We start from the raw sequence: 13,986 nt of genomic DNA, 5'->3' as shown, positions 1-13,986 counted from the left end.
GCGTCAGCCCTTGGTCAGATCAACCAACGGCGTCTGCCGCACCTCGGTCTCCCGCCCACCCTGAATCTCGTTCACCTGCTTCAACGCTTTATCCACAGCTGCTTTGTCCGCCAGCAAGCTGTAGCTGATGCGGAACTGCTTCTGCTCCTTCGGTCCAATCGTCGGCACCAGATTCAGTGGCCGCTGATACCGACGGTTGTAGGAAAAACTCGTTCCTGGCTCCAGCCCCGTGACATAGCCCTGGCCTTGGGTATCGGTGTTTTTCCACAGGGAGAACACCGGCAGTGTTTGCGTGTTGAAGCCAACCGAGACACCCAGGCTGCCGGCCTTGTTATGCAACACAGTCAACGTATCGCCCTTGGCATCGGCATACGGCACCACGTTGTAAACCGTTTCGTCGTAGTCCTTGGTTGGTGCGCGGTAGGTTTGCCAGTCCGGCAGATCACCTTTGGCCTTGTCGTTGAATGGCGAAACTTGTTTGACCGGCGCGGCGAAGCGGGCGCCCTGTTCCAGGAACGGGGTGCTGAAGTTGCTGTGATACAGCGCCTGGTATTCCTTCGGATAGTCGCCGTTGTTGGTCAGGGTGTCGTTGAGGGCGAACACTGCGCTGCCGGGTTCGGTGACCAGTTCGGTCGCGACGGAGAAGTCGACTTTCTTGAATGCCTGCTCTTTCAGCTCGCCGCGCAGGCTGATGGCGTATGGCGGTTTCTCATCGATGTGCAGGGTGACCTTGTTGGCCGGAATGTTGGCGGCGAGGCCGTGCAGAGTCAGCAGTTCGCCATTGTCCATGCCGGGATGGCCAACCCATTCGTATCCGCAGCGGGTGACCAGCTCATTGAAACCTTCCAGCCAGCCCAAACCACCACGACCGTTGAGTTCGATGAAGGATGGATTGACCACTTCCTTGACCGGCGAATCCCAGCCCATGCGCACAGTGCCAACCGAGGCCTGCAAGACGTTCATGCCACGAGTTGGCACCACCGAGAGTTTCATCGTGCCGTTATCGATATCGACGATGCTGACGCCCTCCTGCCGACCGCCGTGCAAGGTGCGCAGGGTCACGGAGAAGGGTTTGTCGGTTTTAACGCCGAGTTGCTGGCTGGTGATCTGCCAGTTCTGGGCGGCCTTGTCGGTATCGAGCAGGACGTAATCCCAGGCCATGGCGTGGGAGGCAGCGGACAGTGCACTGAGGGCAACGAAGAGTTTGAGCGGGGTCATGGCAGCAGCCTTTCTTGGAGTTGTGCCATTTTTATAAACTTGAAGAAACGTTTCAGCAAGCATAAAAATCGAGATAACGGCGGAAAACGCCAGGGAATCGTCGATACGGTGCTTGTGGATAATGCGAAGATTTGAGTCGATGCCATCGCGAGCCTGCTCGCGATGGCGATTTCAGCAGTGCCTCAGCGGAACCGGTCAACCTCATGCCGCAGATCCGCCGCGAGCTTCTCCAGCTCTTTAGCAGTCACCGCCAGGTTCGATACCACCTCCCGCTGCTCACTGTTCGCCAAAGCGATGCTTTGCAGATTGCTGCTGAGCAAGGTCGCGGTGCTGCTTTGTTCCTGGGTGGCGGTAGTGATGGCCGCGAATTGCTGACCGGCCGAGCGGCTTTGTTCATCGATCCGCGCCAGGGCTGAGGCGACGTTGGCGTTGCGCGACAGGCCTTCCTGCATCAGCACGTTACCCTGCTCCATGGTGCTGATCGCGTTGCCGGTTTCCTGCTGGATACTTTGGATCATCCCGGAAATTTCGTCCGTGGCCTGGCGAGTACGTGAAGCCAGGTTGCGCACCTCATCGGCCACCACCGCAAACCCACGACCTTGTTCACCGGCACGGGCGGCTTCGATGGCGGCGTTGAGCGCCAGCAAATTGGTTTGCTCGGCGATCGCGGTGATCACCCCGACGATGCCGCCGATTTCCTGGGAGCGCTGGCCGAGGGTGTTGATCACCGTCGCTGTGCTGTTCAGCGCACCGGCGATTTGCTCCAGGGACGAGGACGCTTCGTCCATCGACGTACGACCGATCCGGGTTTGCTGTGCGTTTTCCTGCGCCAGACGCTGGGTGCTGCCCATGTTGTCGGCAATGTTCAGCGAGGTGGCACTGAACTCCTCCACGGCGCCAGCCATGCTGGTGATTTCGCCGGACTGCTGTTCCATCCCTTCATAGGCACCGCCGGACAAACCGGACAACGTCTGGGCGCGGCTGTTGACCTCTTCCGAGGCTCTACGAATGTGCTCGACCATGGTCGACAGGGCCTGGCTCATCTGGTTGAAGGCGCGGGCCAACTGACCGATTTCGTCGTTGCTCGACACGTTCAGACGCACACTCAAATCACCAGCGCCCAAGGCTTCAGCCTGCCGTACCAGATCACCCAGCGGCGCCAGTTTGCTGCGCAGCAACCAGACCGTCGCGCCCACCGCCAGCAACATCGCCAGCAGGCTGCCGATGGCCAGTCGAATGCCGACGCTCCAGGTCACCGCGCGGATTTCGGCTTTCGGCATGCTCGCCACCACCGACCACGGCCCGCCTTCGAACGGCACGGCAATGCTGTAGAAATCCTGCGACGTGTCGCTCCAGAAATCGCCCTTGCCCGGCGCCTTGGCCAGACCGACGATGGCCGGGACCGCCACGTCCAATGCTTGCACACCGGCGATCGGCACCAGCCATTTGTTCTGCTCATCGAGCAGGGCCAGGGAGCCGGTCTGGCCGATGCGGAAGCGTTTGAGGTTTTCGAACTGGGCTTTCTGCGCGTCGGTGTAATCGAATCCTACGAACAGCACGGCAATCACCTTACCGCCGCTGTCACGTACGGGGGTGTATTGAGTCATATAGGAACGTTCGAAGAGCAAGGCGCGACCGACGTAGCTCTGCCCTGCCATTAACCGCGCATAGGCCGGATGAGCGTGATCCAGCAATGTGCCAATGGCCCGGGTGCCGTCCTGCTTGCTCAGGGACGTGCTGACCCGAATGAAATCTTCGCCACTGCGCACGAACAGTGTCGCAACGCCGGCGGTCATTTGCTTGAACTCGTCCACTTCCTTGAAGTTGTTGTTCAACACTTCGCCGCCCAGGTGCAGGCCCGGGGTCTGCACGCCCGCCACGGCCACCGGCTCATCCGGGTGCACGCTCAAACCGGCGCTGAAGCGCTTCTCGAACAGGCCGCTGAGGCGCTGGGTACTTTCACGCAACGTGCCGTGGAACGTGCTCAGCTGATCGGCCAGCAGCCGCGCCTCGCTGGCCAGGTGCTCTTCGCGGGTGGCGAGGTTGGCGGCGTCCAGCGAGCGCAGGGCAAACACGGTGCTGCCGCTGATGACAACCGCCAGTATCACGGCAAGCGCAAGACCCAGCTGTGAGGCAATCCGAGCACGAGGTTGAGACATGACAGCTCCTGACCCAGTGGGCCGGATCATCCCGATCCCGCCGCACTCGGCAAAATTTCTGATAGTGGGGAAAACGTGGAGCCTGGTACGAAGGTTCCATCAGCAGATTTTCGGCGGCAAAGCCGAATACTTGAGTGATTAACGGGGATATGGCTCAAGGCCGCCATTGCAGCGGCTCCATCGATTCAGCCCAGCCGTTCGACATCCGGTAATTCCATGGCTCGGACTTCGCCTTGCAGAAAATCGCTGAGCCGGCGCAAACGTTCACCTCCCGGGCGGGTTTTCGGCCAGACCAGGTAATAATTCTCACCACTGGCGACGGCCGTCGGCCACGGCAAACTCAGACGTCCCTGCGCAACATCCTCCGCCACCATCAGCAAATCGCCCATGGACACGCCGTAGCCTCGGGCGGCAGCGATCATGCCCAGTTCCAGGGTATCGAACACTTGCCCGCCCTTGAGCGAGACCTGATCGGTCAGGCCCATGCGCTCCAGCCAGTTGCGCCAGTCACGGCGGTCCGGCGTCGGGTGCAGCAATTCGGTGCTGGCCAGGCGCGCAACGTCCCACGGTTGGTCCTTCAGAAGATTCGGCGCGCCCACCGGAATCAGCTCTTCGGGGAACAGCAAAGTCGTCTCCCAGTCCGGTGGAAAATGCCCGTTGCTGAGGATGACGGCGCAGTCGAAGGGTTCGTGGTTGAAGTCCACCGTATCGACGTCCATCCAGGCGCTGGTCAATTGCACCTCGTTCCCCGGTCGCAGGTGTCGAAAACGACTGAGCCGCGCCAATAGCCAGCGCATGGTCAGGGTCGAGGGGGCTTTCATGCGCAGGATGTCGTCTTCGGCGCGCAAGGTGTTGCAGGCTCGCTCAAGGGCAGTGAAACCTTCGCGAATGCCCGGCAGGATCAGCCGTGCCGATTCGGTCAGTTGCAGGTTGCGCCCGCTGCGATGAAACAGCCGACAGGCGAAATGCTCTTCGAGCGTACGAATGTGTCGACTGATCGCACTTTGCGTGATCGACAACTCTTCGGCGGCGCGGGTGAACGAGCTATGCCGCGCCGCCGCTTCGAATGCTCGAAGGGCATACAAGGGAGGAAGACGACGAGACATTCGGAAAGCTCCTATAGCGCGGTTGCCTCAACTTATCAGAAACTCCTCGGCATGAGTTTTAATCATGCAACCCATCCTTTTTATCCCTTTGTGCAAACCCCGCAGAGCGCCGAGAATCGACGCTTCCTGTTCTCTCTGACAATCGAGCGTGATGACCATGCAGCATCCAGCGCGTAGTGAACTCTGGGCCATCCTGCGGCTGGCGGGGCCGTTGATTGCCTCGCAGCTGGCGCACATGTTGATGGTCCTCACCGACACGTTGATGATGGCGCGCCTGAGTCCCGAGGCGCTGGCCGGTGGCGGTCTGGGCGCGGCGACGTATTCGTTCGTGTCGATTTTCTGCATCGGCGTGATCGCGGCGGTCGGCACCCTGGTGGCAATCCGTCAGGGCGCGGGCGACATCATCGGCGCGGCGCGGTTGACCCAGGCCGGTTTGTGGCTGGCCTGGTTGATGGCGCTGGTGGCGGGTCTGCTGTTGTGGAACCTCAAGCCGGTGTTGCTGCTGTTCGGCCAGACCGAAACCAACGTCCAGGCCGCCGGCCAGTTTCTGTTGATCCTGCCGTTCGCCCTGCCCGGCTACCTGAGTTTCATGGCGCTGCGCGGCTTCACCAGCGCCATCGGCCGGGCGACGCCGGTGATGGTCATCAGCCTCGCCGGCACCGTGGCCAACTTCCTGCTCAACTATGCGTTGATCACCGGCCTGTTCGGGCTGCCGAAAATGGGCCTGGTGGGCATCGGTCTGGTCACGGCAATCGTCGCCAACCTCATGGCGCTGGCGCTCGCGCTGCACATTCGTCGGCACCCGGCCTATGACGCTTATCCATTACGCCAGGGCCTGTCGCGGCCCAACCGTCAGTACTTGAAGGAGTTGTGGCGCCTGGGCCTGCCGATTGGCGGCACTTATGCGGTGGAGGTCGGCCTGTTTGCCTTCGCCGCGCTGTGCATGGGCACCATGGGCAGTACGCAACTGGCGGCGCACCAGATCGCCCTGCAAATCGTTTCTGTGGCGTTCATGGTGCCGGCGGGGCTTTCCTATGCGATCACCATGCGCATCGGTCAGCATTACGGCGCCGGGCAATTGCTCGATGCACGGCTGTCCGGACGGGTCGGGATCGCCTTCGGGGCCGCGTCGATGCTGGGGTTTGCGATGGTCTTCTGGCTGCTGCCGAATCAGTTGATCGGTTTGTTCCTGGACCACAACGACCCGGCCTTCCGCGAAGTGATCAACCTGGCCGTGAGCCTGCTGGCGGTGGCGGCGTGGTTCGAGCTGTTTGACGGCACGCAAACCATTGCCATGGGCTGCATCCGCGGGCTCAAGGATGCCAAGACCACGTTTCTGGTGGGTTTGGGTTGCTACTGGCTCATCGGCGCACCGGCCGCCTGGTGGATGGCCTTCCATTTGAACTGGGGGCCGACGGGGGTTTGGTGGGGCTTGGCGTTGGGGTTGGCGTGTGCCGCGGTGAGTCTGACGCTGGCGTTCGAGTGGAAGATGACGCAGATGATTCGGCGTGAACCGGCGTCAGCGCAGCGTTTCGAGATCGCCTAGCCCCTACAGTGCATCGTTAAGCCAGCACAACCTGCTGGCTGGAACCGAAGGTCAAATACTCAACCAATTCCGCCAACGGCAACGGCTTGCTGATCAGATACCCCTGCACCTGATCGCAACCAAACCCGCGCAACATATCCAGCTGCTCCGGTGTTTCCACGCCTTCGGCAACCACTTCGAGGTTGAGGTTGTGCGCCAGGTTGATCATGGCGTGCACCAGTTTGCGATTCTCTTCCCGCTCTTCCATGCCGCCGACAAAGCTCTTGTCGACCTTCAACAACGCAATCGGCAGGCTGTTGAGGTGCACGAACGAAGAGAACCCGGTGCCGAAATCGTCCAGCGAGAAGCGCACGCCGAGGCGCCCGAGGGCGTCCATGGTCTGCTTGACCAGATCGCTGCGACGCATCACGGCGGTTTCAGTCAGTTCGAACTCCAGCCACTGCGCCTCGACGCCACGCTCGGCAATCAGCCGGCTCAGGGTTGTCAGCAGTTGGCTGTCCTGAAACTGTCGGAACGACAGGTTGATCGCCATGTGCAACGCCGGCAGAGCTCGTTCGCGCAACGCCTGCATGTCCCGCAGGGCCCGGGAAATCACCCAGTAACCCAGCGGCACGATCAAGCCGCTTTGCTCGGCCAGCGGCACGAATTCGCTGGGGGGCAGCAAGCCGCGCTCGCCATGACGCCAGCGCACCAAGGCTTCGAGGCCGACGATCTGGCCGTCCTCAAGGTTCAGGCGTGGCTGGTAATGCAACTCCAGCTCATCGCGACGCAAGGCCCGGCGCAGCTCGCTTTCGAGGTCGGCGATGCTGCGGGCATTGCGATTGATCCGTTCGTTGAAGATGTGAAAGGTGCAGCCCTGAGTGCTCTTGGCTTGTTGCATGGCGATGTGCGCGTGCCACATCAACGGGTCGGCACCGGCCTGGGCCCGAGCATGGGCGATGCCGAGGCTGGAACCGATCAACAGGCTTTCTCCGTCGATCCAGTAGGGTTCGGACAGGGCTTCGGTAATCCGTTCGGCCATCCATTCGGCCCGTTGAGGGGCGCGGCGGGTGTCAATCAGCAGGGCGAATTCATCGCTGCCCAGCCGCGCCAATTGATCACCGGCCTCCAGCTGGCTTTTCAGCCGCGAGACCACCTGCAGAATCAACCGGTCGCCGGCCTGATGGCCGAGGGCGTCGTTGGCGTGGCGAAAGTTGTCGAGGTCGAGGTGACCGAGGGCCAGGCCGCGACCGTCGCTTTTCGCCAGACGCGCCGCCAGCAAGGTCTGGAAACCCTGACGGTTGGCAATGCCGGTCAACGGATCCTGTTCGGCCAGGCGCTGCAAGGTGTTTTCCAGCACGCCACGCTCGCGCACATGACGCAGGCAGCGGCGCAACATGCCGGGATCCAGCAGATTGCGCACCAGCCAGTCGCTCACACCGTCGGGCGGCGCCAGCGGCTCGTGCTCAAGCAGCAACACCGTCGGCAAATTGCAACGGCCGGGCGCCGGCTGCAGAGCAGGAATCGTCAACAACACCGCGCTGCGGTTGTCATCGAACAGGTTGCTGACCGACTCCCAGCTCGGCGCGCTGAGCAGCACGGCCGAACTCCCCAACGGAGCCAGACACTCGCGCAACAACGCTGCCCACGCTGGCTCTTGGGCCAGTAGCAGCAAACGCAAGGGTTCGACAGGCGTAGACAAGCTAGCTCCCTAGACTCTGCAAAGATGTAGGCGGCGGGCATTATGCCGCTCGGGTAACCAATGACCAAATGACACCGGTTATCAAACACGACTTTGTGTCCTGATTACGAACAGTAGACGCAAATTCAATGCGCATCCTGCGTGAAAGTATCAAAACCGGCAATTAGAGAAAGCGTGTTGCGTCACAAGTCGGAGAGAGCAGCACAATTCGCTGAGCCTGTTAAAATGCCGGCCCATTTCGCTAACGACTCCCTGATTTCGTATGTCCCGACTCAATCCCCGGCAGCAAGAAGCCGTGAGCTACGTCGGCGGCCCTCTTTTGGTGCTCGCCGGCGCAGGCTCCGGCAAGACCAGCGTGATCACTCGTAAAATTGCGCATTTGATCCAGAGCTGCGGCATCCGCGCCCAGTACATCGTCGCCATGACCTTTACCAACAAGGCTGCGCGGGAGATGAAGGAACGGGTCGGCACCCTGCTCAAGGGCGGTGAAGGCCGAGGCCTGACGGTCTGTACCTTCCACAACCTGGGCCTGAACATCATCCGCAAGGAACACGTGCGGCTGGGCTACAAACCGGGCTTCTCGATTTTCGACGAGACCGACGTCAAAGCCCTGATGACCGACATCATGCAGAAGGAATACTCGGGCGACGACGGCGTCGACGAGATCAAGAACATGATCGGTGCCTGGAAAAACGACCTGATCCTGCCGCCCGAAGCCCTGGAAAACGCGCGCAACCCCAAGGAACAGACCGCCGCCATCGTCTACACCCACTACCAGCGCACGCTCAAGGCGTTCAACGCGGTGGACTTCGACGACCTGATCCTGCTGCCGGTAAAACTGTTCCAGGAACACGACGACATCCTGGAAAAATGGCAGAACAAGGTCCGCTACCTGCTGGTGGACGAATACCAGGACACCAACGCCAGCCAGTATTTGCTGGTGAAACTGCTGATCGGCAAACGCAACCAGTTCACCGTGGTAGGCGACGACGACCAGTCGATCTACGCCTGGCGCGGCGCCCGCCCGGAAAACCTGATGCTGCTCAAGGACGACTATCCGTCCCTGAAAGTGGTGATGCTCGAGCAAAACTACCGCTCCACCAGCCGCATCCTGCGCTGCGCCAACGTGCTGATCTCCAACAACCCGCACGAATTCGAAAAGCAGCTGTGGAGCGAGATGGGCCATGGCGACGAGATCCGCGTGATCCGCTGTCGCAACGAGGACGCCGAAGCTGAGCGCGTGGCCGTGGAAATCCTCAGCCTGCACTTGCGCACCGATCGGCCCTACAGCGATTTCGCGATCCTGTATCGCGGCAACTACCAGGCCAAGCTGATCGAGCTGAAACTGCAGCATCACCAGGTGCCTTACCGACTGTCCGGAGGCAACAGCTTTTTCGGACGTCAGGAAGTGAAAGACCTGATGGCCTATTTCCGGCTGATCGTAAACCCGGACGACGACAACGCCTTCCTGCGAGTGATCAACGTCCCACGCCGGGAGATCGGTTCGACCACGCTGGAGAAGCTGGGCAACTACGCCACCGAGCGAAAAATCTCGATGTACGCCGCCACCGACGAAATCGGCCTGGGCGAGCACCTGGACAGCCGCTTCACCGATCGACTGTCGCGCTTCAAGCGTTTCATGGACAAGGTCCGCGAGCAGTGCGCCGGCGAAGACCCGATCTCCGCCCTGCGCAGCATGGTCATGGACATCGACTACGAGAACTGGCTGCGCACCAACAGTTCCAGCGACAAGGCCGCCGATTACCGCATGGGTAACGTCTGGTTCCTGATCGAGGCGCTGAAAAACACGCTGGAAAAAGACGAAGACGGTGAGATGACCGTCGAGGACGCCATTGGCAAACTCGTCCTGCGGGACATGCTGGAACGTCAGCAAGAAGAGGAAGACGGCGCCGAAGGCGTGCAGATGATGACCTTGCACGCCTCCAAGGGTCTGGAATTTCCCTACGTGTTCATCATGGGCATGGAAGAGGAAATTCTCCCGCACCGCTCCAGCATCGAAGCCGACACCATCGAAGAGGAACGCCGCCTGGCCTACGTCGGGATTACCCGAGCGCGTCAGACCCTGGCCTTCACTTTCGCCGCCAAGCGTAAGCAATACGGCGAGATCATCGACTGCGCCCCCAGCCGTTTCCTCGATGAACTGCCGCCGGACGACCTGGCCTGGGAAGGCAACGACGACACCCCGAGCGAAGTCAAAGCGGTTCGCGGCAACAGCGCATTGGCGGATATACGCGCGATGTTAAAGCGCTAGAATTGACCACTTTTATTTAGACCTTCGGCGCAAAAGACGCCACCAGAGGACAGCTTCATGGAAGCACTGCACCAGAAAATTCGCGAAGAAGGCATCGTGCTTTCCGACCAGGTTCTGAAGGTCGACGCCTTTCTGAACCACCAGATCGACCCGGCCCTGATGAAGCTGATCGGCGACGAATTCGCCACGCTGTTCAAGGATTCGGGCATCACCAAGATCGTCACCATCGAAGCGTCGGGCATCGCCCCGGCGATCATGACCGGCCTGAACCTCGGCGTGCCGGTGATCTTCGCCCGCAAGCATCAGTCCCTGACCCTGACTGAAAACCTGCTGTCGGCGACCGTTTACTCGTTCACCAAACAAACTGAAAGCACCGTGGCGATCTCCCCACGCCACCTGACCAGCAGCGACCGCGTGCTGATCATCGACGACTTCCTGGCCAACGGTAAGGCGTCGCAAGCGCTGATCTCGATCATCAAACAGGCCGGCGCGACCGTGGCCGGATTGGGCATCGTCATCGAGAAGTCGTTTCAGGGCGGCCGTGCGGAACTGGATGCCCAGGGTTATCGGGTTGAATCGTTGGCTCGCGTTCAGTCGCTGGCGGGCGGTGTCGTGACCTTCATCGAATAACCCTCCCGCAATGATCGTTCCCACGCTCCGCGTGGGAATGCTTCAAGGGACGCTCCGCGTTCCGGCTTTCGAATGGGACGCAGAGCGTCCCGGGCTGCATTCCCACGCAGAGCGTGGGAACGATCAGGTTTGCGCGGTGGCTTTTAGGCCGGTGAGCAACAACCGCTGAAACAAATCCTCTTTCAATCCCTCGGGATTGGTCAGCTGCATCCGCTCCAGATGCACGGGAAACTCCGAAGGCTCTGGCGCATCCAGGGCAGCCTTGCCCAACTCCAGAATCTCCGCGAGCTTGAACTTGCTCTTCAACCAGTTCAGCGCCCGCAACAAGTCCCGTTCCTCGGCCGTGAAATCGCAACCCAACGGATACTCCGCTAACAGATTCGAATGCCGGGCCTGAATGGCTTGCAAACGCTGTGGGCTGTTGTCGGTGAATCGCGGATCGAGGCGGAAATGCTTCGATAATTTGCCAGCGTTCTGCGCCTGTTCGATCAGCCCCGGCTGGAAGCGTGAGTCGCTGATGTTCAGCAACGCCTCGATCACCGCCGCGTCGGTCTTGCCTCGCAAATCGGCGATACCGTACTCGGTGACGACGATGTCGCGCAGGTGCCGCGGGATTGTGCAGTGGCCGTATTCCCAGACGATGTTCGAACTGACTTCACCGCCCGACTCACGCCAACTGCGCAGCAGCAGGATCGAACGCGCGCCTTCCAGGGCATGACCCTGAGCGACGAAGTTGTATTGCCCGCCAACGCCACTCAACACCCGCCCGTCTTCGAGCTGATCGGACACTCCGGCGCCGAGCAACGTCATGGTGAATACGGTGTTGATGAAACGGGCATCAAGGCGCTGCAAGCGTTTGAGTTCTTCCTGCCCGTAGAGCTCGTTGATGTAGCTGATGCGGGTCATGTTGAATTCAAGCCGCTTACTCGGCGGCAACTCGCGCAAGCGCTCGTAGAAACTGCGCGGCCCGAGGAAAAACCCGCCATGCACCGAGATGCCGTCGGTTTGCGCCGCCTCGTCCAGCGTGCCGGCGTTGGCCTGCTGCTGGGTCGGCACGTCCGGGTAGACCTTGCGCCGCACGATCCCGGCGTCGGCCAGCACCAGCAAACCGTTGACGAACATTTCACTGCAACCATAAAGGCCCTTGGCGAACGGTTCGATGCCCCCTTCGCGCTCGATCAACGGCGACCATTGGCTCAGATTCAGGTCCGCCAGCAACGCCTTATACCCGTCATTGCCCGCCTGCCGCGCCAGCAACGCCGCCGTCAGGGCATCACCCATGGAACCAATGCCAATCTGCAAAGTGCCGCCATCGCGCACCAGCGTGCTGGCGTGCAGCCCGATGAAATGATCCTGGCAACCCACCGGCATGTTCGGCGTGGAGAACAACGTGGTGTTGTCCTTCGCATCGATCAGCAGGTCGAAGGTTTCGATGCCGACTTCCGCATCGCCAGGCATGTACGGCAAATCGTTGTGCACCTGGCCCACCATCAGAATCGTCTCCCCCGCCGCCCGGCGTTTGGCGATCATCGGCAACAGGTCGAGGGTGATGTCCGGGTTGCAGCTCAGGCTCAAGTGATCGGGATGCTCGGCATGGCTGGCGACCAGTTGCGCCACCAGGTTCAAACCGGCGGTATTGATGTCTCGCGCGGCGTGGCTGTAATTGCTGCTGACGTAATCCTGCTGGGCCGATGCGCTGTTAAGCAGGCTGCCTGGCTGCAGGAAGAATTGATGGACGTGAATGTTGGCCGGCAGGCTGTCGCGAAGCAGGTCGGCAAGGAAATCCAGTTCCGGGTAATCGCCGAACACCCGCTCGATGAAGGGTTCGAGAAAGCGCTTTTGCAAGCCATCGCCCAAGGGCGGGCGGCCAAGGCACAGGGCGGTATAGACCGTCAGCTGCCGCTCGGGCAGTTGCGCGATCCGTTGATACAGCGCGTTGACGAAGTGGTTGGGTTTGCCCAGCCCCAGCGGCAAGCCCATGTGGATATGCGCCGGCAACCGCGCCAGGACGTCATCGACCGCCTGCTCGATAGAACACAACTGCACCATCTGATCCTCCCGCCCGCTCCATGAATTGGGGTTGGACCGAGATTGCCGGGGATTTGCTTCAAAGCATAGCCTCAGGGAAAAATCGCAGGCACAAAAAAGCCGCTCGTAAGCGGCTTTTTCGCTGAAAATGGAGGCTTACTTCAGGCCAGACATCTTCTGGATGGCGCCTTTGAGATCGGCATCGGAGCAGTCGGCGCAGGTCCCTTTAGGTGGCATCGCGTTGATGCCGGAGATGGCTTTTGCCAGCAGGCCATCAACGCCGCCTTCTTTCTTGGCGCGCTCGCCCCAGGCTGCGGCATCACCGATTTTCGGTGCGCCCAGTACGCCTGCGGTGTGGCAAGCGCCGCAATGTTTTGCAATCACTGAGTCAGGGGTTTTGGCATCACCACCACCCGCGGAAGCAGCGACTTCCATCCCCTTGCACTCTTTGCCCTGCACACAGACCTGACCGACTGGTTCAAGACGCTTGGCGATATCGTCGTTGGTCGCAGCTTGAGCGCTGACAGCCCATAGGGCCAATACGGTTGCTGGTGCGGCCAGCATTTTCATAATTAGGTTCACGCGTACACCCTCAATGGTGGCTAGTCACGCCTACGGCCACGGTTCGCAGGCGGGCGCAAGTATAGCGGTAAGCCCGTCACACTGAAACAACCCCAAAGTCGAAGGGGTCTTATCGTGGGACGGATTACAGCACGGGGTCTCCGCCAATCCGGGCAGGACGCCTCTTCTCTTAGAAATTCGCTGGGGTGGCTGCGCTGATTAGTCGCGCCGGGGCATCGAACGGATTCCGGAAACGGTGCGGTTTGGTACTCTCAAAGTAGTAGCTGTCGCCGGCTTCGAGCACAAATGTTTCGAGCCCGACCACCAGTTCCAGCCGACCTTCCACCAGAATCCCGGTCTCCTCGCCCTCATGGGTGAGCATCTCGTCACCGGTGTCGGCGCCTGGCGGGTAGATTTCGTTGAGAAACGCAATAGCACGGCTCGGGTGAGCCCGGCCGACCAGTTTCATGGTCACTGCCCCATCGGAAATATCGATCAGTTCGTGGGCCTTGTAGACGATCTGAGTCGGTTTTTCCTGCAGGATTTCTTCGGAAAAGAACTCGACCATGGACATGGGAATCCCGCCCAATACCTTCCTCAGCGAACTGATCGAGGGGCTGACGCTGTTTTTCTCGATCATCGAAATGGTGCTGTTGGTAACACCCGCGCGTTTGGCGAGCTCACGCTGGGAAAGACCTTTAAGCTTACGGATCGATTGCAGTCGTTCACCGACGTCCAATGCTTGCGCCTCCAGGGATTCAGGTTGCAGGAATATTGAGCGTTAT

General features: G+C 60.5%; 10 protein-coding genes. 3 read left to right on the top strand and 7 right to left on the bottom strand.

The window, feature by feature from the left end; all coding sequences use genetic code 11:
- Positions 1-3 precede the first annotated feature (3 nt).
- The 3 genes from HCU66_RS14390 to HCU66_RS14380 all read right to left on the bottom strand — a co-directional run bounded on the left by HCU66_RS14390 (position 4) and on the right by HCU66_RS14380 (position 4,483).
- Positions 4-1,218 (bottom strand): aldose 1-epimerase family protein, encoded by a 1,215-nt coding sequence (locus HCU66_RS14390; protein WP_205889111.1) that lies wholly within the window; start codon positions 1,216-1,218, stop codon positions 4-6.
- A gap of 182 nt (positions 1,219-1,400) precedes the next feature.
- On the bottom strand, positions 1,401-3,377 hold the full coding sequence (locus HCU66_RS14385; RefSeq protein WP_205889110.1) for a methyl-accepting chemotaxis protein: 1,977 nt from the start codon (positions 3,375-3,377) through the stop codon (positions 1,401-1,403).
- A gap of 185 nt (positions 3,378-3,562) precedes the next feature.
- Positions 3,563-4,483: a LysR substrate-binding domain-containing protein gene (locus HCU66_RS14380; RefSeq protein WP_205889109.1), complete on the bottom strand. Its 921-nt coding sequence runs from the start codon at positions 4,481-4,483 to the stop codon at positions 3,563-3,565.
- 157 nt (positions 4,484-4,640) lie between these two features.
- Here HCU66_RS14380 and HCU66_RS14375 point away from each other — a divergent pair, with 157 nt between their 5' ends.
- Entirely contained in the window at positions 4,641-6,029 is a 1,389-nt protein-coding gene (locus HCU66_RS14375) for a NorM family multidrug efflux MATE transporter (protein WP_205889108.1), read from the top strand.
- A 16-nt stretch (positions 6,030-6,045) separates the two neighbouring features.
- Here HCU66_RS14375 and HCU66_RS14370 read toward each other — a convergent pair whose 3' ends face one another.
- Positions 6,046-7,710 carry a putative bifunctional diguanylate cyclase/phosphodiesterase gene (locus HCU66_RS14370; RefSeq protein WP_205889107.1) on the bottom strand — a complete coding sequence of 555 codons (1,665 nt, stop codon included), beginning with the start codon at positions 7,708-7,710 and terminating at the stop codon, positions 6,046-6,048.
- Positions 7,711-7,972: 262 nt separating this feature from the next.
- On the opposite strand from HCU66_RS14370, the gene rep reads away from it, so the two are divergent.
- The gene (rep, locus tag HCU66_RS14365; RefSeq protein ID WP_205889106.1) at positions 7,973-9,982 is read left to right on the top strand and encodes a DNA helicase Rep; all 2,010 of its coding nucleotides are present in this window, start codon (positions 7,973-7,975) and stop codon (positions 9,980-9,982) included.
- A gap of 57 nt (positions 9,983-10,039) precedes the next feature.
- Positions 10,040-10,612: a xanthine phosphoribosyltransferase gene (locus HCU66_RS14360; RefSeq protein ID WP_205889105.1), complete on the top strand. Its 573-nt coding sequence runs from the start codon at positions 10,040-10,042 to the stop codon at positions 10,610-10,612.
- Positions 10,613-10,735: 123 nt separating this feature from the next.
- Here HCU66_RS14360 and HCU66_RS14355 read toward each other — a convergent pair whose 3' ends face one another.
- From HCU66_RS14355 to HCU66_RS14345, 3 genes are all read right to left on the bottom strand, one after another.
- Positions 10,736-12,661 (bottom strand): acetyl-CoA hydrolase/transferase family protein, encoded by a 1,926-nt coding sequence (locus tag HCU66_RS14355; RefSeq protein WP_205889104.1) that lies wholly within the window; start codon positions 12,659-12,661, stop codon positions 10,736-10,738.
- A 135-nt stretch (positions 12,662-12,796) separates the two neighbouring features.
- Entirely contained in the window at positions 12,797-13,210 is a 414-nt protein-coding gene (locus tag HCU66_RS14350) for a c-type cytochrome (RefSeq protein WP_205889103.1), read from the bottom strand.
- Between the two features lie 181 nt (positions 13,211-13,391).
- Positions 13,392-13,940 carry a cupin domain-containing protein gene (locus HCU66_RS14345; RefSeq protein ID WP_007894746.1) on the bottom strand — a complete coding sequence of 183 codons (549 nt, stop codon included), beginning with the start codon at positions 13,938-13,940 and terminating at the stop codon, positions 13,392-13,394.
- Positions 13,941-13,986 lie beyond the last annotated feature (46 nt).

The sequence above is a fragment of the Pseudomonas frederiksbergensis genome (genome assembly GCF_017114915.1).
GTDB lineage: Bacteria > Pseudomonadota > Gammaproteobacteria > Pseudomonadales > Pseudomonadaceae > Aquipseudomonas > Aquipseudomonas frederiksbergensis_I.
Note: the sequence above shows the minus strand (reverse complement) of the source record. Positions and strands in the feature narration are given on the sequence as shown.

Excerpts from the sequence above, each read along its gene's own strand:
- HCU66_RS14390 (WP_205889111.1), bottom strand. The coding sequence starts at position 1,218 with ATGACCCCGCTCAAACTCTTCGTTGCCCTCAGTGCACTGTCCGCTGCC.
- HCU66_RS14385 (WP_205889110.1), bottom strand. The coding sequence starts at position 3,377 with ATGTCTCAACCTCGTGCTCGGATTGCCTCACAGCTGGGTCTTGCGCTT.
- HCU66_RS14350 (WP_205889103.1), bottom strand. The coding sequence starts at position 13,210 with ATGAAAATGCTGGCCGCACCAGCAACCGTATTGGCCCTATGGGCTGTC.
- HCU66_RS14375 (WP_205889108.1), top strand. The coding sequence starts at position 4,641 with ATGCAGCATCCAGCGCGTAGTGAACTCTGGGCCATCCTGCGGCTGGCG.
- rep (WP_205889106.1), top strand. The coding sequence starts at position 7,973 with ATGTCCCGACTCAATCCCCGGCAGCAAGAAGCCGTGAGCTACGTCGGC.
- HCU66_RS14355 (WP_205889104.1), bottom strand. The coding sequence starts at position 12,661 with ATGGTGCAGTTGTGTTCTATCGAGCAGGCGGTCGATGACGTCCTGGCG.
- HCU66_RS14360 (WP_205889105.1), top strand. The coding sequence starts at position 10,040 with ATGGAAGCACTGCACCAGAAAATTCGCGAAGAAGGCATCGTGCTTTCC.
- HCU66_RS14380 (WP_205889109.1), bottom strand. The coding sequence starts at position 4,483 with ATGTCTCGTCGTCTTCCTCCCTTGTATGCCCTTCGAGCATTCGAAGCG.